This is a genomic window from Lichenicola sp. GTC18331 (assembly GCF_055386855.1).
The window spans coordinates 3,541,980-3,563,493 of record NZ_AP045015.1; the positions used below are offsets into that span (position 1 = coordinate 3,541,980).

14 protein-coding genes are annotated in these 21,514 nt (G+C 66.5%); 2 read left to right on the forward strand and 12 right to left on the reverse strand.

Annotated elements, in window-relative coordinates:
• Positions 1-181: 181 nt before the first annotated feature.
• Positions 182-1,552: an NAD-dependent succinate-semialdehyde dehydrogenase gene (locus tag ACZ5BM_RS16245; protein ID WP_498909175.1), complete on the reverse strand. Its 1,371-nt coding sequence runs from the start codon at positions 1,550-1,552 to the stop codon at positions 182-184.
• Positions 1,553-1,734: 182 nt separating this feature from the next.
• Between ACZ5BM_RS16245 and ACZ5BM_RS16250 the strand changes: the two genes are divergently transcribed.
• Positions 1,735-2,766, forward strand: a complete 1,032-nt coding sequence (locus ACZ5BM_RS16250; protein WP_498909176.1) for a Gfo/Idh/MocA family protein — start codon at positions 1,735-1,737, stop codon at positions 2,764-2,766.
• A gap of 24 nt (positions 2,767-2,790) precedes the next feature.
• On the opposite strand, the gene ACZ5BM_RS16255 is transcribed toward ACZ5BM_RS16250, so the two are convergent.
• From ACZ5BM_RS16255 to ACZ5BM_RS16270, 4 genes are all read right to left on the reverse strand, one after another.
• On the reverse strand, positions 2,791-3,633 hold the full coding sequence (locus ACZ5BM_RS16255) for a class I SAM-dependent methyltransferase (protein ID WP_498909177.1): 843 nt from the start codon (positions 3,631-3,633) through the stop codon (positions 2,791-2,793).
• Between the two features lie 185 nt (positions 3,634-3,818).
• A complete protein-coding gene (locus ACZ5BM_RS16260) occupies positions 3,819-5,270 on the reverse strand; it encodes a mechanosensitive ion channel domain-containing protein (protein WP_498909178.1) in 1,452 nt (483 codons plus the stop codon).
• A gap of 107 nt (positions 5,271-5,377) precedes the next feature.
• Positions 5,378-5,974 (reverse strand): LysE family translocator, encoded by a 597-nt coding sequence (locus tag ACZ5BM_RS16265; protein WP_498909179.1) that lies wholly within the window; start codon positions 5,972-5,974, stop codon positions 5,378-5,380.
• Between the two features lie 416 nt (positions 5,975-6,390).
• The gene (locus tag ACZ5BM_RS16270) at positions 6,391-8,493 is read right to left on the reverse strand and encodes a S46 family peptidase (protein ID WP_498909180.1); all 2,103 of its coding nucleotides are present in this window, start codon (positions 8,491-8,493) and stop codon (positions 6,391-6,393) included.
• A gap of 186 nt (positions 8,494-8,679) precedes the next feature.
• Between ACZ5BM_RS16270 and ACZ5BM_RS16275 the strand changes: the two genes are divergently transcribed.
• Positions 8,680-8,889, forward strand: a complete 210-nt coding sequence (locus tag ACZ5BM_RS16275) for a hypervirulence associated TUDOR domain-containing protein (protein ID WP_498909181.1) — start codon at positions 8,680-8,682, stop codon at positions 8,887-8,889.
• Here the strand turns inward: ACZ5BM_RS16275 and ACZ5BM_RS16280 are convergent.
• The 7 genes from ACZ5BM_RS16280 to treS form a co-directional block, all read right to left on the reverse strand.
• Positions 8,876-10,099, reverse strand: coding sequence for a PepSY-associated TM helix domain-containing protein (locus tag ACZ5BM_RS16280; RefSeq protein WP_498909182.1), 1,224 nt, complete (start codon positions 10,097-10,099; stop codon positions 8,876-8,878). The two genes, ACZ5BM_RS16275 and ACZ5BM_RS16280, sit on opposite strands and share 14 nt — an antisense overlap.
• Before the next feature lie 73 nt (positions 10,100-10,172).
• Entirely contained in the window at positions 10,173-10,457 is a 285-nt protein-coding gene (locus ACZ5BM_RS16285; RefSeq protein WP_498909183.1) for a 4a-hydroxytetrahydrobiopterin dehydratase, read from the reverse strand.
• The gene (locus ACZ5BM_RS16290; protein ID WP_498909184.1) at positions 10,457-12,262 is read right to left on the reverse strand and encodes an ABC-F family ATP-binding cassette domain-containing protein; all 1,806 of its coding nucleotides are present in this window, start codon (positions 12,260-12,262) and stop codon (positions 10,457-10,459) included. Before ACZ5BM_RS16290 ends, ACZ5BM_RS16285 begins: the two co-directional genes overlap by 1 nt.
• A gap of 109 nt (positions 12,263-12,371) precedes the next feature.
• Complete coding sequence (locus ACZ5BM_RS16295; RefSeq protein WP_498909185.1) at positions 12,372-13,871, reverse strand: alpha,alpha-trehalose-phosphate synthase (UDP-forming); 1,500 nt, start codon at positions 13,869-13,871, stop codon at positions 12,372-12,374.
• Positions 13,872-14,007: 136 nt separating this feature from the next.
• Complete coding sequence (malQ, locus tag ACZ5BM_RS16300; protein ID WP_498909186.1) at positions 14,008-15,999, reverse strand: 4-alpha-glucanotransferase; 1,992 nt, start codon at positions 15,997-15,999, stop codon at positions 14,008-14,010.
• Positions 15,996-18,185, reverse strand: coding sequence for a 1,4-alpha-glucan-branching protein (gene glgB, locus ACZ5BM_RS16305; RefSeq protein WP_498909187.1), 2,190 nt, complete (start codon positions 18,183-18,185; stop codon positions 15,996-15,998). The genes malQ and glgB overlap by 4 nt, the downstream gene beginning before the upstream one ends.
• 4 nt (positions 18,186-18,189) lie before the next feature.
• A complete protein-coding gene (gene treS / locus ACZ5BM_RS16310; protein WP_498909188.1) occupies positions 18,190-21,495 on the reverse strand; it encodes a maltose alpha-D-glucosyltransferase in 3,306 nt (1,101 codons plus the stop codon).
• Positions 21,496-21,514 lie beyond the last annotated feature (19 nt).

Genomic DNA, 21,514 nt, shown 5'->3' on the forward strand with positions numbered 1-21,514 from the left:
CGACTCCCCAAAAGCCACCGGCTTGAACGAAACAGGGCGGCCAGCCCCGTAACGGAACCGCAGCCGCGGCGGACCATGCCGGGGCGCAGACAGGGATGCAACCTCGTCGTCACGACCGCGCGACGATCGGGCCCGAGCGTGGCAAACCGGCGGCATCATCGCCGCCGGTCGTCTGATTGCCTTAGGGCAAACGAATCAGCTTGTGGTTCACGAACTCCTCGATGCCGAACTGCGACAGTTCGCGCCCATATCCCGAGTTCTTCACGCCGCCGAACGGCAGCTCCGGTACGCTGTCATTGGGCGTGTTGACGAAGACCATGCCGGTCTCGATCCGCTCCGCAACACGCCGGCCGCGTTCGACGTCGCCGGTATGCACCACGCCGCCCAGGCCGAACGGGGAGTCGTTGGCCAGCGCGATCGCCGCCTCCTCGTCCGCGACGGAATAGATGATCGCCACCGGACCGAAGATCTCCTCGTAGAAGATCGGATTGTCCTTCGTGACGTTGTTCAGGAGTCCGGCCTGCATGAAGAAGCCGTCCCGGTCCAGGCGCTTGCCGCCCGTCACCAGCGTCGCGCCATGCTGCACCGCCTTGTCGACCTGCTTCAGCGCCAGGTCCATCGCGTTCTCGCTGCTCATCGGGCCGTGCGTCACGCCCTGTTCCAGCGGATCGCCGTAGCGGAACTCGGCCAGGGCGGTCTTGAAGCGCTCGGTGAAGCTCTCCACCAGGGATTCGTGCACGATCATGCGCTTGGCCGAGGTGCACACCTGGCCGTTGTTGCTCATGCGTCCGGCGACGGCGAGCGGCAGAACCGTGTCCAGATCGGCATCGTCCAGAACGATGAACGGGTCGGAACCGCCCAGCTCCAGCGTGGTCTTCTTCAGCGCCTTGCCGGCCTGGGCGGCCACGGCGCTGCCGGCGCGCTCGCTGCCCGTGAGCGCCACGCCGCGCACCTCCGGCCGGGCGATCAGCGTCTCCGACACGTCGTTGTCGATGAACAGGTTGGTCCAGGCGCCTTCGGGCAGGCCGGCCTTCTTCAACAGCTCCTCGAAGGCGAGCGCGCATTGCGGCACACCTGGCGCATGCTTGGCCAGCACCACGTTGCCGGCCATCAGGTTCGGACCGGCGACGCGGGCGAGCTGGTAGTAGGGGAAGTTCCAGGGTTCGACGCAGTAGATCACGCCGAGCGGCTGGCTCAGCACCATCGCGCTCCCGCTCTCGACCGGCAACGCGCGCGGCGCCAGGAAGCGCTCGGCGTTCTCGGCATAATAGGCCAGGATCTTGGCGGACACTTCGGTCTCCGCGATCGCCTCGGCCTTTACCTTGCCCATCTCCAGAGAGATTAGCCGGGCATAATTCTCCTTGTCGCGCTCCAGGATCTCCGCCGCGCGGGCGATGATCGCCCGGCGATCGGCGAAGCTCCGGCGGCTCCAGTCCGTCTTCCAGAGCCTTTGCGCCGCGGTCAGCTTGGCGAAGGCGGTCTGCTCGTCATGCAGCGGAAATTCGCGCTCGACCTTGCCGGTGGCGGGATTGACGGTGCGATACGGGCTCATGCTGCGCTCCCCTGGCGGCCGCGCGCGATCGCCGGGCCGCCTGTCTGTCATGGAGGGTGGAGCCGGAACAGCGGCTGGAGCGTCAACAGGTTGCGTTGCAACATCATCGGGGCTGCCGCTCTCTGGTCCGGCACGCGCTTCGGCCGCATGATGGCGGGCTGGAAACCGGCAGGGAGCGGAGCGTGGCATTGTTCGGAAAGCGTGCGGCGCAGGCTCCGGCCGGAGAGACACTGCGGATCGGGGTGATCGGCGCCGGGCATTTCGGCCGGTTCCATGCGCTGAAGGTGGCCGCGTCGAAACGTTCCGTGCTGGTCGGCATCCATGACCCGGATGCGGCGCGCGCCGAACAGGTCGGACGCGAGGCCGGTGGCGCACCCGCCCTCCCGCTCGATGCCCTTCTGGCGCAATGCGACGCGGCAATCGTGGCGGCGCCGGCCGAACACCATTTCGCGCTGGCCGATGCCGTTCTGCGTGCCGGCAAGCACGTCCTGATCGAAAAACCGATCGCCTCGACGCTGGAACAGGCCGATGGTCTGGCGGCGCTCGCGACCGAGACCGGGCTCGTGCTTCAGGTCGGACACCTGCTGCGCTATTCCGCCGAGCACAAGGCGATCACCGAGCGCATCGCCCGGCCGCTTTATATCGAGGCGACGCGGATCGCACCATTCAAGCCGCGCGGCACCGACGTGTCCGTGATCCTCGATCTGATGATCCACGATCTCGATCTGGTGCTGGCCATCGTCGACAGTCCGATCGAAAGTGTGGACGCGTTGGGCGCCGCCGTCAGCTCACCGCACGAGGACATCGCCAACGCCCGCGTGCGCTTCCGCAACGGCTGCGTCGCCGCCATCACCGCCTCGCGGATTTCGCTGAAGACCGAGCGGCGCATGCGTCTGTTCTCGGAAGAAGGCTATCTGTCCGCCGATTTCGTGGCGCGCGAACTCACCATGATCGGACGCGAACGTGGCCTGCCGCTGCCCGGCACCGGCGGCTTCCGACGCGAGGCGGTGAGCTGGCAGGACCACGACACGCTGGCCGCGGAGCACGAGGCGTTCTGCGCCGCCTGCCTCGATGGCGCCCCTGTGGTGGTCGATGCCGCTGCCGGCCGGCGTGCCCTCGAAGCCGCCCTGGCCGTCACGGACGGCATCGCCGAGGCCCGTGCGCGGATGCAGCGTTCGGGTCTGATCGGCCAGATCGCCCGCTGGGCAGAGTAGGGCTTGCCTCCGTGAGCGCGGCCGTCAGAGGAACATGTCCAGTGTCATGGACGGATGGGGATAGCGGAAGTCGTTCTCGCGCAGCTCGATGATCGCCCCTTCCGGAACATCCGGCAGGAAATAGTTTCCCTGTACCCAGTTCGGCTCGACCATCTCCGTCTGGTCGCGCCTGTAGGACGTGCCGATCGGCGTGGCTTTGACCTCCAGGCCGAAAACCGCCCAGATCGCGGCATCGACGAAATTGCAGTATTCGATGCGGCCGCGCAGGTTGGTGTCCTGGATCGCCAGAACGTCGATCTTGTGCCTGGCGAACGACACTGCGGACAGGTCTTTGACGACCTGTTTGAACTCATGCGACGCGTCGTGATGCAGGTAGATGTTGCCAGTCTCCTCCGGCAGCGTAACGGTCTGGATGTATTGCGCCAGGTTCCCCTGGAACAGGCGGATCTTCCCGGCGAATTCGGGAAATGTCCGCCGCACGCGCTCGAACGAGAACCGCAGGAAATTCGCATCGATATCGACGAGATCGAGCGGGATGCCGGCATGCATGGCGGCCGAGGCCAGAAACACCGACGCCCCGCCCTGGAACACGCCCACCTCCACGATACGGCCGAGAGATCCCGTCCGCCGGAGAAGATCGTCCGACAAATCCGCGTAATAGGTCGCGGAACACTGATCCTCGTAGTTCAGCGTCGAATCGTGGGTCCGCCAGATCACCGTATCCAGGATAGGATTGCGGCCGAGCAGCCCACCCATGTGGATGACCGATCTGTAGCCGCTATAGGTTCTCTGGCCCAGGATGCCGAGCGGATTGTCGACGGTTTCCAGTCTCCGGTCGGGCTCGAAGGCTCCGGGTGCATGAACCATCGTCGCGTCATCCTCGGGTCTCGTTTGAGGGTAGGCGGGTGTGTGAAGGGTGGAAGATGTTCTTTCTTAAAAGAAAGAACCAAAGAACTCTTGAATGTTTGTGTAATGCTTGGATCAAGGTTCACAAACCAAACGGATAAAGTCTTTTTGCTTCTTTTTCTTCAGAAAAAGAAGACCCTTCCTTTCTAACTCGACAACGCCCGCAGCATCGCCCGCAACCGGCCCAGGAACATCTCCGGCTTGCTGTCCTCCGGGTGGTCGGTCGCCTCTCCGTCGCGGCTGAGCGCTTCCTTGCCGCGACGGGCCAGCTCCTCCAGCGCCAGAGCCAGAGACGGGGTCTGCTTGATCGCTGCGGACAGATCGTCTCGGCCGATGCGAAAGGCGCGCACGGTGGTCAGCGCGGTCGCCGTCACATGGGTCGGCTCGCCGGTGATCAGACCGACCGCCCCGAGGCTCTCGCCTGGGCTCATGCGACGCAGGATACGTTCGTCGCGTCGCACCTCCACCGTGCCGGCGGCCAGCAGGAACATCGCGTCGACGGTCTGTCCGGGCAGCAGCAGCGTGTCGCCGGCATGCAGCCAGATCTGGCTGAAATGCGGCACCAGCAGGGCGCGCTCCTCGTCCTTCACCACGCCGAGCAGATCGCTCTGGCGCAGCATGTCGGCCAGGCTCGGCATGTCGGCCTGCTGCGTGGTCGTTCCGGACACGCCGAGGGCGATCCCGGCATGACGCAGGTGGCGATGCGCCCTGGACAGCACCTCGTCGCGCGTCGATCCGACCTCCGCGCTGGAGCCCACGGAAAAAGCCAGTTCCCAGACCGTGCCGTCGCCGCGCACGGCGGTGCAGGCGACCGAAGGCGCCGGGTCCGGCAAGGGCAGACGGCAGGCGGCAAGGGCGGCGCCCAGCGTTTCGCGGCATCGCTCGAACGGTGCTGCAGGATGCAGCAGCAGCTCGGTCGTGATCCGTCGCACGGGCGTCGGCGTGGAGCGGTTCACCAGACGCGCCTTGGCGATGATGCTGTTCGGCACGACGGCGATGTTGTTGTCGCCGGTGATGATCTGGGTGGAGCGCCAGTTGATCTGCACCACGCGGCCTTCGATGCCGCCCTCGACCCAGAGCAGATCGCCGGCCTCGTAGGGCCGCTCCAGCCCCACCGCGATGCCGGAGAACACGTCGGACAGCGTGCTCTGCAAGGCGAGGCCGAGTACGATGGCGATCACGCCGGATGTGGCCAGCAACCCCTTGATCGGCACCTCGAAGGCGAAATTGACTACCGCCAGAAGCGTGGCGACGGTGATCACGCCGGCCAGAAGATCGGACACGATGCGGCTTTCGCGCGGTCTGTTCTCCAGCACCACGAACAAGCGGATCAGCCCGATCATCAGACCGGCGACCAGCCACCACCAGCCCGTCTCGACCAGCTTCTCCCAGAAACGGAGCGCTGAGCCGACCGGCGAGAACTGCGGCTGCAACGGCGAGCCGAGCGCCTTCTCCACCAGCAGAGTCACCAGGATGAACACCAGCGAGCGTCCCGCCACCGCTGCCCAGAGCGGCCAGCGCGCCCGCAGCCTCGGCAGGGCCATGGACAAAAGCAGCAGGGCAGAAGCAAGCCAGAGCGGATGCGGCAGCGTCGACATGCGGAACCGTTCAGCCGGAAACGCGCACGGGCCATGCGCGCCCGTGCGGTGTTCTCGGTTCTAGCACCGGAACGATGCCCGGCCCATCGATGGCAGGGCGCGCAGCTTCACTCCAGCACCGCCGGCACCACGCTCGCCGCCAGCAATGCGCCCATCGCCATGTTGAATCGGCGCAGACGCCGGGGTGTGGCGAGGAACCGCCCGGCGCCGAGTCCCAGCAGCATCCAGCTTGCGATGCTGACCAGACCGACACACGTGAACACTGCCGCGCGCAGCAGGCTGGCCGCAACCGGGCCGTGACCGGCGATGGTGAAAGTGGCGGCGGCGGCCACCGCCATGATCCAGGCTTTCGGATTGATCCACTGGAAGCCGGCCGCCGCGGCGAAACCCATGGCGGGGCGCTCCGATCCGTCGGTGTTGCCCGGCGCGCTGCCGATCTTCCAGGCCAGAACCAGCAGCCAGATCGCACCGGCCCAGCGCATCACCCCGATCAGGGAAGGGAAACGCTGCAGCGGCATGGCAAGACCGATGCCGACCACGGACACCATGAAACCGAACCCGGCGACGATGCCGATCGCCATCGGGATCGTGCGACGGAAGCCGAGCCGGGCTGCAGTGCTCATGACCATGATGTTGTTGGGCCCTGGCGAGAAAGACGCCGCGACGGCGAACAGGAACAGCGGCCAAAACGCTTCGGTGCTCACGGCGTCACCGGATGGGAGCAGGAAAACATCGGAACGGAACTCCGGGGGGCGGGTGCGGACCGGAGCAAAAGAAAACCCCCGGCCGGACCGGCGGGGGTTTCGGGAAAACGGCTGAGATCAGATCAGCGCGCCGGCTCCCGCCCCACCGGGCGAGCGAATCCAGGCGACGAGACGGGCGGCGGAGCGGATCATCGTCGATAAGACAACCAGGTCGTACCGTTCCTGTCCAGCGAAACCGCTTCCGGTCGAACTTGTCGTCGAAAACACGGAAGAATGTTCTTTCTTGTGTTCTTTCTTGAAAGAAAGAACCAAAGAACTTCTGTCCGTTTGGCGACGTGCGCGACTGCAACGAGAACCAAACGGACAAAAGTCTTTTTGCTTCTTTTTCTTCAGAAAAAGAAGGGTCTTTTCAGCGCTTAAAGATGGCCGCGCACCAGCTCATCGGCCAAGGCCTCGTCATGATAGACGCTGCGCAGGGCGGCGATGATCGCCGTGGTGTCCACCGCGACGGCGCGGTTGTTGGTGCCGTCATAGGCGAAATCGCCACCGATGGAGTGGATGTTGCCGTCGAAGATCAGGCCCACGGCATGGCCGTCGGCGTCGATCACCGGGCTGCCCGAATTGCCGCCGATGATGTCGTTGGTGGTGACGAAGTCGAGCTTGGTGTTCATGTCGAGATGCGGCTTGGCGTCGAGCCAGGCCTTGCTCAGCTTGAACGGATCGGCGCCCGTCGCGCGGGCGTAGAGACCGGCGAAGGTGGTGAAGGGCGCCACGTCGGTGCCGTTCTCGTTCCAGCCTTCAACCTTTCCGAACGACAGGCGCTGGGTGAAGGTCGCGTCCGGATAGATGTTGCTGCCGTCGCGCGCGAAGCGGGCCTTGGCGATGGTGGCGCTGATCTGACGTTCCGGCGCGATCACCTCGTTGTCCCACTGGTCGCGCAGCGAACGGGCTTCCGGCTCCACTTCGCGCGCCAGAACGATCATCGGGTCGGTGGAGGCGGCGATGGCGGCTTCGCCACCCTTCCACAGCGCCATGCGCGCGGCGGGATCGGCCAGCTTGGTGCCCTGCACGGCGGCATGGGCGAGCTGTTCCGGGCTCTGATGGCCCAGCACCTCGTGCACCGTCTTGTCGTCGGCGCCCAGCACCTGACGCAGCTTGGTCAGCGAGAAGGCGAGCAGGGTCTCGTCGAGATCCTTGTGCACGGGAGCGGTGGATTCCAACGCGGCCTCGATCGCCGGCAGGTTCGCGTCATGGAAGGCGGACAGGCGCTGCGTGTCGGGCTTGGCGCGCTCGGCCGCGCCGCGCACCAGCGTGCGGGCATAGCCGAACAGCTCGCCGGAGAAGCCGCGCGCGCTGCGGCCGCCTTCGATCATCACGTAGCGCTGATAGAGCTGGCGCTCCTTGGCCAGAACCGGAACGAGCTGGGCCCAGGGATCGCCGAACTGCGTCTTGCGCTGCGGATCGGCGTCGATCCAGTCCTTCAGGCTCTTCTCTGCGGCGAGCTTGGTTTCCATCATCTTCGGATCGGCCAGGAATTGCTGCCAGCCCGTATAGACCTTCAGGCTGTTCTCGATGCCGAACAGCTCGTCCTGCGCATCCTGGAGCTGCTGCTTCCCCTGGCGGCCATATTGCCACAACACGCCATCCAGGGTGCTGAGATAGCCGATGCCGGACGGCAGCTCGACGTCGCGCATCAGCGCGAGCTGGGCGGCGGGCGTCTCGCGCGAGGTGCTGCCGGGGTTGCCCGAGGTGAACACCAGCTCGCCCGCCTTCGGGCCGTTCGGATCGAACGGGAAATAGGTGGTCTTGGCCGGCTTGCCGTTCTCGTACGCGCGCAGAACGGTCAGATCGAGGTCGTAGCGCGGATAGTTGAAGTTGTCCGGATCGCCGCCGAAGAAGGCGATGTTCTGGTCCGGCGCGAAGACGAGGCGCACGTCCTGGTAGCGCTTGTAGCGATAAAGCGCCGTCTTGCCGCCATGGTAGAGGGTGACGACGTCGCAGCGCCAATGGGTCGGGTCGCCGGCGACGCAGCCCTTCTGCAGGTCGGCCTCCTCGGCCTTCTGCGCGTCGATATAGGCGGCGCCCTGCTTGCCGGCCAAAGCCTGGCCCATCCTGTCGGTCACGTCCTCGATATGATCGAGGCGGTCCAGCTCCATCGCCGGGCATTTCGGCTCGGCGCTCTGGCTGGCGGCCTTGAAGCCGTCCTGGAACCAGTTCTGGCCCTTCGGCGACAGCTCGGCCAGGCATTCGTTGGCGCAGTGATGGTTGGTCATCACCAGACCGTTCGCCGACACGAACGAGGCCGAACAGCCCAGCGCCAGACGGGCAGAGGATTGTGTCACCCGGCTGATCCATTCGGCGGACGGGGTGAAGCCGTAGCGTTCCTTGAGCTGCTTCAGCGGCAGGTTGTCCATGGTCCACATGCCCTCGTCGGCGAGAGCGGGTGTGCCGAGCGAGCAGAGCAGGGCAACCGGTGCGGCACCTCGGAGAAGCCGTTGCAGCAAGGACGGGCTAGACATGCAAATTCCTCATGAAAGGGTGGTAAAGCCCATACTCCCGCACCGTCATTACGCCAACGTCTCACCGGAACATGAGCAGGTTTTCATCTGCCGAGGCCCTGTGCCGTCCGTTTCGTGATCGAAGCGGGTGCAAACCGGAGGGTGGGGCGGGCGGTTGCCCTATGCATCAACCGAGGAGCACCGATCATGACCGCGACCCCGCACAAGGGCGACAAGGTGAAGTGGAGCAGCAGCGCCGGCGAAACGACGGGCAAGGTGGAGAAGGTGGTCACCAGCACCACGAAGATCGCCGGCCACACCGCCAAGGCGACCAAGGACGATCCGCAGGTGGTGGTGAAGAGCGAGAAGACCGGCAAGAAGGCGGTGCACAAGCCGGAAGCGCTCAAGAAGGCCTGACCGGCTCCAGCTCCGGCGCGCGGCGTTTCGCGGCTTTCGCCGGCCGGCGGGCGGAACGCCGTTTCGGGTGGCGCTTGCGCTGCCAGATCAGGATGCCGGTGATCACCAGCATCGGCACAACGACGCCGGTCGCGGCGACCAGGATGCGTCCGGGCAGGCCGAGCAGTTCGCCGCTATGCCAGGGGAATTGCAGGTCCAGCACGGTGTCGCCCAGTCTGCCATGACCCGGCCTGTAGCTCTGCACCACGGCACCGTTGGCGGCGTCCAGCGTCACGACGGGCGCACCGAGTCCGGCAGCCCGTCTCCCGTTCGCGTCCTCGAAATAGATGTTGATCCGCGGGCCGATCGCGAACAGCGCCCCCGGGGGACCATCCCAGCCAAGCCGGCGCGCGGCCTCCGTAGCGATCCGGTCCGCATCACCGAGGTCGATCCGACCGGTCTCCGCTTTCGGAGCCGTCCGGTGCATCCTCGGCGGCTTGCTCACCGGCAGCAGCGCGGTCACCACCGGCCGGAACACTTGGTCCTGCAGATTGAGCGCGACGCCGCTGATGGCGATGCCCAGCAGCACGATCCAGAGCCACAGCGAGAAGGCTCGATGCAGGTCGAACAAGCGCCGGATCCCGCCTTTGTCCGGCTCGATCCGCCAGGACACGCCCCAGCGCCGCCAATCCGTGCGGCGCCAGGGACGCCAGCGCACCGGCAGGGTTAGCAGCAATCCGATGACGCAATCCAGCGACCAGATCACCGCCACGATCCCCATCACCAGAATGCCGGTGCGTCCGAGGCCGAGGGAATAATGGAAGCGGTAGAGGAAGGGGATGATCGTGCGCCGCGTGCAGCAGCCGGCATCGGAACTGCGCGCGCCCTGAACGTCGCCCGTCGCCGGATCGAGGAACACCTCGTTCTTCGTCAGCGACGCTCCGGGTGCCGGCTGCAGATAGGCACGGGCGGTGAAGCCGGGCGCCGGGCGATACACCAGATAGCCGAGCTGGCCGTTCGGCACCTGCTCCCGGAGACGCTGTGCCAGCGCATCCGGCGGCAGGGCCGGCCCCGCCGTTCGGGCGCGGAACAGATCCGGGTTCAGCCACCCGTCCAACGCGTCATGGAACGCCGCCACGCTGCCGGTCGGCCCGGCCAGCAGCAGGAACGCTGCCAGCGCCAGCCCGACATAACGGTGCAGGCCGAGCAGAACGGCGCGCGGACGCGTCATCCGTCAATATGGCTGAGGAAAGTGATACTCATTCGCAACTGATACGGTGCGGCCGTATCCGGTGCAAGCGGCTTCAGCCCGCGACGGCGTCGATCCGCCGTGCCAGCGCGACATCGAGTGCCGTCAGTCCGCCCACATCATGGGTCGTGGCGGACACCGAAACCCGGCCCCAGCCGAACGTGACGTCCGGATGGTGGCCGAGCGCTTCCGCGACCTCTGCGATGCGTCCGGCCAGCGCGAAAGCGGCCGCGAAATCCGGCAGCGCCCAGTCGCGCCCGATCGCGCCGCCCTCCACCCGCCAACTGGGCAGGGTTGCCAGCGCCGATGCGATCTCGCGCTCCGAGAGTCGTGCCGGCATCAGCCCCCGGCCTCCTCGCGCATCATCTCCAGCTCCAGCCAGCGTTCCTCCAGCGCGGCCTGTGCCTCCTCGGCACGGGCCAGGGCTTCGGTGGCGCGGGTGAAACCCGCCGGGTCGCGGCCATACAGTTCCGGATCGTCCAGACGCTTGCGCAGCTTGGCGATCTCCTTCTCTCCCGCCGCCATCTGCGCCGGAAGCTGTTCCAGAGCGTGCTTGTCCTTGAAAGACATCTTGCGCCCGGCCGGCTTCGCCGCCTGCGGAGCGGGCGCGGCCTTGCGCTTCGGCGTGTCCGCGTCGCCCTGCGCGCCGCCGGCGAGCGAGCCGCCCTGCGCCACCATGTCGCTATAGCCGCCGGCATATTCGATCCACGCGCCGCCGCCGCGCGAGGCGACCACGGAGGTGGCGACGCGATCCAGGAAATCGCGATCGTGGCTGACCAGCAGGACGGTGCCGGGATAGGCCGCCAGCATGTCCTGCAACAGGTCCAACGTTTCCAGGTCGAGATCGTTGGTCGGCTCGTCCAGCACCAGCAGGTTGGACGGACGCGCCATCGCGCAGGCCAGCATGAGACGCGCGCGCTCGCCGCCGCTGAGCACGCCGACCGGCGTCCGTGCCTGTTCCGGGCGGAACAGGAAATCCTTCATGTAGCCGATCACGTGGCGCTTCTCGTCGCCCACCTGCACCATGTCGCCGCCACCGCCGGTCAGCGTCTCGGCCAGGGTCGCGGTATCGTCCAGAGTGCGGCGCTGCTGGTCGAGCGTCACGGCGGACAGGCTGGCGCCGAGCTGGATCTCGCCGCTATCTGCCTGCTCCTTGCCGGTCAGCAGCTTCAGGAGAGTGGTCTTGCCGGCCCCGTTGGCGCCGACGATGCCGAGACGGTCGCCACGCAGAACGCGCAGATCGAGATTGGAGACGATCGGGCGACCGTCATAGCCCTTGGACACACCCTCCAGCACCGCCACCAGCTTGCCCGACGTGCCGGCGCCGCTCGCCTCCAGCTTCAACGCCTGCCCGGCGCTGGTCGCTTCCCGCCTCGCTTGGCGCAGCGCCGCAAGCTCGCCCACCCGCCGGACGTTGCGCTTGCGGCGCGCGGTGACGCCGTAGCGCATCCAGTCCTCTTCGCGGGCGATCTGCCGGTCGAGCTTGTGCAGGTCGCGCTCTTCTTGTTCCAGCACCTCCTCGCGCCAGCTTTCGAACCGCGAGAAGCCCTGATCGAGACGGCGGGTGACGCCGCGATCCAGCCACACCACCGAGCGCGACAGGGTCTCCAGCAGGCGACGGTCATGACTGATCATGACGATGGCGGACGGGAGCGAGCGCAACTCGCGTTCGAGCCACTCGATCGCCGGCATGTCGAGATGGTTGGTCGGCTCGTCCAGCAGCAGCAGATCGGGCGAGGGGGCGAGGGCGCGGGCCAGGGCCGCACGGCGCGCCTCACCGCCGCTGAGCCGCTTCGGGTCCTCGCTGCCGTCCAGGCCAAGCTCGCCGAGCAGGGTCGGCGCGCGATATTCGGCGTCGTTCGGACCGAGCCCGGCCCGCACGTAATCCAGCGTGGTGGCGAAACCGCTCAGATCCGGCTCCTGCGGCAGATAGCGCACGGTGGTACCGGGCTGGAGAAAGCGCTCTCCGCTATCCGCCTGGAGTTCGCCCGCGGCGATGCGCAGCAGGGTCGATTTGCCGGAACCGTTGCGCCCGACCAGACACAGGCGCTCGCCGGGCGAAACGCCGAATTTTGCCCCGTCCAGCAGCGGCTTGCCGCCCAGGGTCAGGGTGATGTCGTTCAGAAGCAGAAGCGGTGGGGCCATGGGCGCGGTTCTCGCCGATGGCGGGCGCGCGTGCAAACCTGAAGAACGCGAAAACCCCACCGCCGGAGGAAACCGGCGATGGGGCCAGAAGCAGAACGGTGGACCCGGCTCAGTTGACCGAGCGGGACGCCGGCTGCGTGGACACGATGCGGATATCGGCCCCGGTGGGCGTGCGACGCTCGATCGGCGATTCGACCACGGTCCGCGCCGGACGGGCAGGGCGGGTCGCCTCGCCACCGGCACGCGATAGCGCCGACACGAAGGACCGTCCCCAGCCGAGGGCGGACGCATCCTTGATCGCTTCCCAGCAGGCGTGCCAGCGGTCCTGCCGCTCCGGACGGCTCATACGCAGCGCCAGATCCAGCGCGTCTGCGATCTCGTCCGGATCGACCGGGTTCACCAGAATGGCTGCGCCGAGCTGGCGCGCCGCACCGGCGAACTTGCTCAGCACGAGCACGCCGGGGTCCTCCGGGTCCTGCGCCGCCACGTATTCCTTGGCGACCAGATTCATGCCATCGCGCAGCGGGGTGACGAGACCGATCCGCGCCTCGCGCATGAAGCCCGAAATCGCATCGCGCGGAACGCCGCGGCTGATCAGACGCAACGGTACCCAGTCGCTTTCGCCCAGGGTCGCGTTGATGCGCCCGGCGGATCCTTCCAGATCGTCGCGCAGATGCTGGTACGCATCCACGTCCTGACGGCTGGCGGCAGCGATCTGCAGGAAGGTGGTCTGGCGCGACCATTCCTTGCGTGTTTCCAGCAGGCGCCGATAGCCGGCGAGACGATGACGCAGGCCCTTGGTCGGGTCCATGCGATCGATGCCCAGGATCAGGTGCTGACCGTCGAGGCTGCGACGCAGGCGCTCCGTTTCGGGCGAGGCCTGGTTCTGTTCCGCCATCTCGGCGAAGTCGCGGGGATCGATCTCGACCGGGAACGCGCCGACCTTGATCTGCCGGTTGCCGAGCTGGAGACCGCCGCCGGCCAGACGCGCGGCGCCGGCGATCCGCTGTGCGGAAGCGGAGAAGTTCTCGGCGTCGTTCGCGGTCTGGAAGCCGAGCAGGTCCGCCGAAAGGAGATCGCGGATAAACAAGGCCGCCTCCGGCACGCTGGACAGCATGTCCGGGCTCGGGAACGGCGTATGCAGGAAAAAGCCGATCGGGCAGCTCACATTGCGCGCACGCAGGGCCGCCGCCATCGCCAGCAGGTGGTAGTCGTGGATCCAGATCGTGTCGCTCGGGCGCAGCAACGGCAGCAGCACGTCGCTCAGTCTCTGATTGACCGCGCGATAGCCCTGGAGGCTGCGCCGGTCGAAATTCATCTGCTCGGGCAGGGAGTGTAGCAGGGGCCAGAGCGTGCCGTTGGAGAAGCTGTTGTAATAGAGTTCCAGTTCAGTCGGGGTCAGATCGACGGTGGCGTATTCCACCTGCCCGTGATCGACGACGGTCGGCGTGTTGCAGCGCTTCTCGTCGCTCGACGTGCCGCCGGACCAGCCGAACCACAGACCGCCCTGTCGCTCCATGAGATCGTTGAGGGCGACGGCCAGACCACCTGCCTTCGCATCGCCGGTCGGAATGGTCACTCTGTTGGAGACGACAACCAGCCTACTCATGCCACATCTCCTGCCCACCCCTGGATATTCGCTAGGATGGAACGCCTCCCGGCGGGACGCAATTGGATCGTCCCGTCTCGTTGCGTTATAAAGCCCCGTCGGGCCAGGGAAGTTGCATAAATTCGCCTGGGGCCGCTCAGCGCCTCCGCAACCGGTCGGCCGCCCGGAGACGCAGCGAGGCACGCTCCTCCGACAGAACCGACCCCACTGGCGAGTCGAGCCTGCGCCGCCAGTTCGGGTGCTCGTCGATGGTGCCGGGGATGTTGGGCTGTTCCTCCAGCCCCAGGACGTCCTCGATCGGCAGGACCGCCAGTTCGCAGGCCGAGCGCACCACCTGTGCCACCGCCGCGTCCACCACCGGGATCGCATCCCACACCGCCGGCCGGTCCCCGTGCGCGGTGCCGGCCTCGAGAAACGCATCCCAGAGCGCCCGCCGCTCCTGTTCGCGCTGGTACAGCGCCTTGTTTTCGTCCTCCTCGGTGCCGCCCAGAGCGCGGCGATGGGCAATGTCGATGCCCTTCCACCAGCCAGCGACGGTGGGCAGATCGTGGGTGCTGGTCATCGCGCTGGCCTGTTCGGTCCACTCCGACGGCGGCTTGAACCGGTCCTCGGTCTTCTCGAACCAGAGCACGCGCATGCCGTCGATTCCGGCTGCCTGAAGGCGATCCCCGAACCCTTCCGGCACCGTGCCCAGATCCTCGCCCAGCACCACGGCGCGGTTGCGAACCGATTCCAGCTTCAACAGCCGCAGCAGGTCGGCTTCCGGCAGTTGCAGGAACGCGCCTTCCGCCGCGCTCACGCCCTCCGGCACCACCCAAAGACGGTTCAGACCCATCGCATGGTCGATCCGCACGCCGCCGGCATGGCGCATGGCGCCCGAAAGCATCTCGATGAAGGCGCGGAAGCCGTTGCGTCGCAGGCCGCGGCCGGAGAAGGCGGTGATGCCCCAGTTCTGGCCGTTCTTCTGCAAAAGATCCGGCGGCGCGCCGACGGTCAGCCCGACCAGGCTTTCGTCCTGCCGGCTCCAGCAATGGCTGCCGCCGGAATCCGTGCCCACGGCAAGATCGGACACCAGCCCGATCGGCATTCCTGCACCCTCGGCTGCCTCCTGCGCCGACGCGAGCTCGCGATCGGCGCGCCATTGCAGCCAGGCATGGAACGAGATCTCGCGCACGTTCGCCTCGACGAAGGCCCGGACGGCATCGCTGTCGGGCGTGCGATACTCCTCGGGCCATTCGCGCCAATGCCAGGCCAGACCCTGCTCGCGCCAAAGATGCGCGTGCAGCGCCTCGAACACGGCGTGGGATTCGAGCTTGTCGCCCTCGTTCTTGCGCCATGCCATGAAGTCCGCATCGCTTTCTCCACCGGCCTCGAACGTCCGGCGAAGGCGGACCAGCCGGTCGCGCGCCACCGCCGGCCAATCCACCAGTTCCAGCGCTTCCAGACGCGCGGCTTCCTCGCCCGGATCGTCGGCGGCGATATGCAGCACGTTCAGCATGATTCGGCTGGACGGCGCATAGGGGCTGAACCGGTCCGGGTCGGCGGAGAACTGTGCATGCACCGGGCTGATCGACACCGAGGCCGCGCCATAGGCGGCCGCCTCCACCACGAACGCGCGCAGCGCCTCGAAATCGCCGACACCGCCATCGCCGGGGCGGCGCAGGGCGTAGAGCTGCTGCGCGAGCCCCCAGGCACGCGCCTTCTCCTCTCCCACGGCATCGGAAACAGTGAAGCCCCGCACCGGCGAAACCGCCACACGCGTGCGGATCGGCCCGGCCTCCAGCGTGTAGTAGCCGGGAGTGTCCGGCAGACGCGGCGCGCCTTCACCGGAAACGGCCTCGCCGTCGTCTTCCGGCGTGAGCCTCCACGGCCCTTCGAGGCCCGGAACCGCAAGCACCGTGCCGACATCGCCGGTCAATAGCGGCGGCAGCGACTCGTCTTCCTTCTCCAGCGCCGCGATCGCATCGCGCATCGACGCATCGTCATCGGCCGGGATGCCGAGGGCCTTCAGGACACGCTTCAGCGCTTCGGGCGCGACCTCCTGCTCCTTGCCGAACGCATCCACCCAGCGCGTCGCCACGCCCGCGCGGTCGCAGAGCGCGTGAAGCATCTCGTCCGGATGTTTCATGCGCGCGGCGCCAGGATCAGGACCGACAGAGGCGGCAGGGTCACGCCGAGCGATGCCGGCTGGTCGTGCATCGGCTGCTCCACCGCATCCACCGCGCCATGATTGCCGACATTCGAGCCGCCATAGCGCTCGGAATCCGTGTTCAGCAGCTCTTCCCACGCCCCCGTCTGCGACACGCCGATGCGGTAATCGTGCCGCACCACGGGGGTGAAATTGCAGATCACCAGAAGCGGGCGCTGGCCCCACTCGCCGAAGCGCAGCCAAGCATAGACACTCTGTTCCGCGTCGTGCAGCACCACCCAGCGGAACCCGTCCTCGCGACAATCGCGTCCGTGCAGGGCCGGCTCCGCGCGATAAAGCGCGTTCAGGTCGCCGATCAGCGTCTGGATGCCGCGATGCGCCGGGTTCTCCAGCAGGTTCCAGTCCAGCCCGGTATCGTGGTTCCATTCGCGCCATTGCGCGATCTCGCTGCCCATGAACAACAGCTTCTTGCCCGGATGGGCCCACATGAAACCGTAATAGGCACGCAGATTGGCGAAGCGCTGCCAGTCGTCGTTGCCCGGCATCTTGCCGATCATCGAGCCTTTTCCGTAGACGACCTCGTCATGCGAGATCGGCAGGACGAAGCGCTCTGAGAACGCGTAGACCAGACCGAAGGCGATCTCGCCGTGATGCCATTTGCGATAGGCGCTGTCGGTCTCGATGTAGTGCAGGGTGTCGTGCATCCACCCCATGTTCCATTTGTAGTCGAAGCCGAGCCCGCCTTCGTCGGCGGAACGCGTCACGCCGGGGAAGGAGGTCGATTCCTCCGCCACCAGGATCGCGCCCGGGCTCGTTTCCTTCACCGCCCGGCTGAGATCCTGCAGAAACGCGATGGATTCCAGATTCTCGCGTCCGCCATGGATGTTCGGCACCCATTCGCCATGCTTGCGGCTGTAGTCGCGATACAGCATGGAGGCGACCGCATCGACGCGCAGACCGTCGATGTGGAAATGCTTCAACCAGAACAACCCGCTGGCGATCATGAAGCCGCGCACCTCGTTGCGGCCCAGATTGTAGATGAAGGTGTTCCAGTCCTGATGGTAGCCCTCGAACGGATTGCCGTGCTCGTAGAGCGCGGTGCCGTCGAAATGCGCCAGACCGTGTGCGTCGGTCGGGAAATGCGCCGGCACCCAGTCGAGCAGGATGGCGATCCCGGCCGCGTGGCAGCGATCCACGAAGCGGGCGAACTCCTTCGGCTCGCCCATGCGCGAGGTCGGCGCGAACTGTCCCAGAACCTGGTAACCCCAGGAGCCGCCGAACGGATGCTCCATGATCGGCATCAGCTCGATATGGGTGAAACCGAGCGCCTGGATGTAGGGGATCAGACGATCGCCCAGCAGCGACCAACTCGGCTCCTGCCCGTCATGCGGCAGCCAGGACATGGCGTGCAGTTCGTAGACGGAAATCGGCGCGTCCGGCGCCTGACGTGCGGCGCGGCCGTCCATCCAGGCCTGATCGGTCCAGGCGAACGGCTCCGGATCGACCACGACAGACGCGGTCTGCGGCGGCTTCTCCGCCTGCCATGCCACCGGATCGGCCCGCCAGGGCAGGACGTTGCCGTCCGGCCCGACCAGTTCGAACTTGTAGAGAGCGCCGGCGGACACGCCGGGGATGAACAGCTCCCAGACCCCGTAGGGGATGCGCACCCGCATCGGATGGCGGCGACCATCCCAGTTGTTGAACGATCCCACCACCGAGACGCGCTGCGCGTTCGGCGCCCACACCGCGAACAAGGTGCCGGAAACGCCGTCCACCACGCGCGGATGCGCGCCGAGAACCTCGCCGAGATCGTGATGACGTCCCGCGGCCAAGAGATAGAGATCGAGATCGCCGAGCATCGGCGGGAAGGCGTAGGCATCCGCCGTTTCGGTCACGGTCTGGCCACCGGCCCCGTCCGCCAGCGTCTGACGCAGGCGATAGGGACCGGAACCGTTCACCGTGCCCGACCACAGCCCGTCGGCATGCACGCGATCAAGCGTGCCGCGCGACAGGCCGCTGGTCGCATCCACCACCTCCACGGCGAGCGCGTCCGGAAGGAACGCCCGGACGGCGGCGCCGTGCTGCCCCAGAAGGGAGAACGGATCGCCGTGTCGCGCCTGGACGAAGCTGTCCACGGCGCCGGGATGCGGAAGATGCTCGGCCATGCGTTTATTCTCCCGCAGAGCCCAGAAGGCGATCTGCGATCTGTTCCAGACCGTTCAGCGGAATGCCGATCCAGTCCGGCCGGTTGTCGGCTTCGTAGCGGATCTCGTAGGCGGCCTTTTCCAGCAAGAAGAGATCGACCAGCGCCTTCTCGGCTCCCGGCTCGACCCAGCGATTCGGGCTGGCGTCCAGGACCTCGCGATACGCCGCTGCGAAGTCGGCGCCCGCACGGGTGCGGAACGTTTCCACCAGCGCCACGCGGCGCTCGTTGGTGCGATCCGTGTTGCTGTCCATACGCTGCGCCGCGGTGGCTGCGGCGTAATCGAACGAGCGCAGCATGCCCGCCACGTCGCGCAGCGGCGAGGAATGGGCGCGGCGCTGTTCCATGGTCTTGGCCGGTTCCCCTTCGAAATCGATCAGGAACGCATCGCCGCCCACCACCAGAACCTGGCCGAGATGGAAGTCGCCATGCACACGCGTGCGCAGCGAGCCCTTGCCGGCCTTGGCCAGACGACGCGCCAGTTGCTTCAGCTCCTGCTCGCGCGCCAGCAGGCGACCGGCCATCTCGGCATTTTCGCCCTCGCCATTGGCGGTGCGGGCGAGCGCTCCGACCGCGAGATCGATCTGGTGCACCACACCATCGGCCCAATCTTCCAGCTCGGCATCGGTCACGATCTCCGGCTTGAATGCCGGATCGTCGCCGGCGGACGCGAACACGTCGTGCAGCTGCGCCAGCCGCCGGCCCAGCGCCTGCGCGAAGCCGGAATAGTTGCTGTAATGATCCTCGGTCTGATCCTCGTCGCCCGCCACCACGGCGATCGAATCTTCCGCCGCACGATCCAGGAAGTCGAGCGTCCACTGCCAGCCATCGCCCTGGTTGCGCACGAAGCCCTGCACCAGAACCAGCGTGTTCGGCGTGCCGTTCGCATCGACGCGCGTGACTTCGCCCAGCAGAGGCGGCGTGTTGGCGAAACCGCGCCGGGTCAGATAGCGCGAGATCTCCGCTTCCGGATGGATGCCGGCAAGAACCTTGCGCACCACCTTCAAGACGATCGCGTCGTCGATGATCATCGAGCTGTTGGACTGCTCGGCCGACAGGCGACGGATATGCACTTCGCCGCTCGGCTTCACGTCTTCCAGCCGATCCGTCTTGCGGAACTGCAGGCTGCCGCCATCCGGAAGCGTCATGGTCGCATCCTGCGCGATCAAATCCATGGTCGAACGCGCGAAGGCGTCGGTCGCGAACCCGTCGGTGACATAGCCGACCAAAGGCCCGCGACGGATGCGGGTCAGAGCAAGCTGTTGCGCCAGCGGCAGAACGTTGTCCTCTTCCGCGGCCCCGATCGGCAGGCAGTAGCGCTCCTCGCGGTCGCCGACCGAAACGGTGATCTCGCTGAGCAGCGCGGTGTTGTCGCGATCCTGCGACAGCGGCTGCAGATACTCGATCCGCACGCCGTTCAGCGTTTCGCTCTTGGACGAGAACCACCGGCGCTTGGCCAGATAGGCCGGCAGCACGTCCTGCTCCAGCAACTGGCGCGACGCGCCATCGCCGATCTCGGTCAGCGTGTTGCGCACGACGATGGTGGACAGGTCCGGCAGCGGCTCCGGCGTCGGCGCGTGCCAGGACGGCAAAGCGCGTTCGGTCGCCAGCAGGAACCAGTAGAAGCCGTAGGGCGGCAGCGTGAGCAGATAGGTCAGCTGGCCGACCGGCGGGAACACCGAACCGCCGATCACGTCCACCGGCACGCGTCCGGCGAACTGGTGCAGATCGAGTTCCACCGCCTGCGCCGAGCGAGAAAGATTGTAGACGCAAAGCAGAGTCTCGTCCGAACCGTCCTCGGTCGGATGCTGGCGCAGATACGCCAGCACCTTGCGATTGCCGGGGAACAGGAATTGCTGCGTGCCGCGGCCGAACGCGCGATGGCGCCCGCGCACGCGCAGCATGCGGCGCATCCAGTTCAGCAGGGAATGCTGATCGCCGGCCTGCGCTTCCACGTTCACGGCCTGATAGCCGTAGATCGGGTCCATGATCGGCGGCATCACCAGACCCGCCGGATCGGCACGCGAGAAACCGCCATTGCGGTCGATCGACCACTGCATCGGCGTGCGCACGCCGTCGCGGTCGCCGAGATAGATGTTGTCGCCCATGCCGATCTCGTCGCCGTAATAGATCACGGGCGTTCCGGGCATGGACAGCAACAGGCCGTTCATCAGCTCGATGCGGCGGCGATCATGCTGCATCAGCGGCGACAGGCGGCGACGGATGCCGAGATTGATGCGCGCACGCTTGTCGGAGGCGTAGGTCTCCCAGAGATAGTCGCGCTCCGACGACGTCACCATCTCGAGCGTCAGCTCGTCATGGTTGCGCAGGAACACCGCCCACTGGCAGTTCTCCGGGATCGCCGGGGTCTGACGCATGATGTCAGTGATCGGGAACCGATCCTCGCGCGCGATTGCCATGTACATGCGCGGCATCAGCGGGAAATGGAACGACATGTGACATTCGTCGCTGTCGCCGAAATAGGCCTGCGCATCCTCCGGCCACATGTTCGCCTCTGCCAGCAGCATGCGGCCCGGCGCGTAGCGATCGATCTCGGCGCGGATCTGCTTGATGACGGTGTGGGTCTCGTCGAGGTTCTCGTTCGACGTGCCTTCGCGCTCGACCAGATACGGAATGGCGTCCAGGCGCAGCCCATCCACACCCATGTCGAGCCAGAACCGCATCGCCGACAGCACCTCCTCCATCACGAGGGGGTTGTCGAAATTCAGGTCCGGCTGATGGCTGTAGAAACGATGCCAGTAATAGGCCTTGGCTTCCTCGTCCCAGGTCCAGTTCGATTTCTCGGTGTCGCAGAAGATGATGCGCGTACCGGCATACTTGCCGTCATCGTCCGACCACACATAGAAATCGCGCTCGGGCGAACCCACCGGCGCACGGCGTGCACGCTGGAACCAGCTGTGCTGATCCGAGGTGTGGTTGATCACCAGCTCGATGATGATCTTGAGCCCACGCTCATGCGCAGCCACCACGAAGCGGCGCAGATCGTTCAGCGTGCCGTAATCCGGATGCACGCCGCGGTAATCGGCGATGTCGTAGCCGTCGTCGCGACGTGGGCTCGGATAGAAGGGCAGCATCCAGATCGCCGTCACGCCCAGCTCGACGATGTAGTCGAGCTTCTGCAACAGCCCCTCGAAATCGCCGACGCCATCGTTGTTGGCGTCGAAGAACGATTTCAGATGCACCTGGTAGATCACCGCATCCTTGTACCAGAGCGGATCCTCGATCGGCGGCAGAGTCGCTTGGGGTGTCATCTTGGGCGTGTCCCGGACG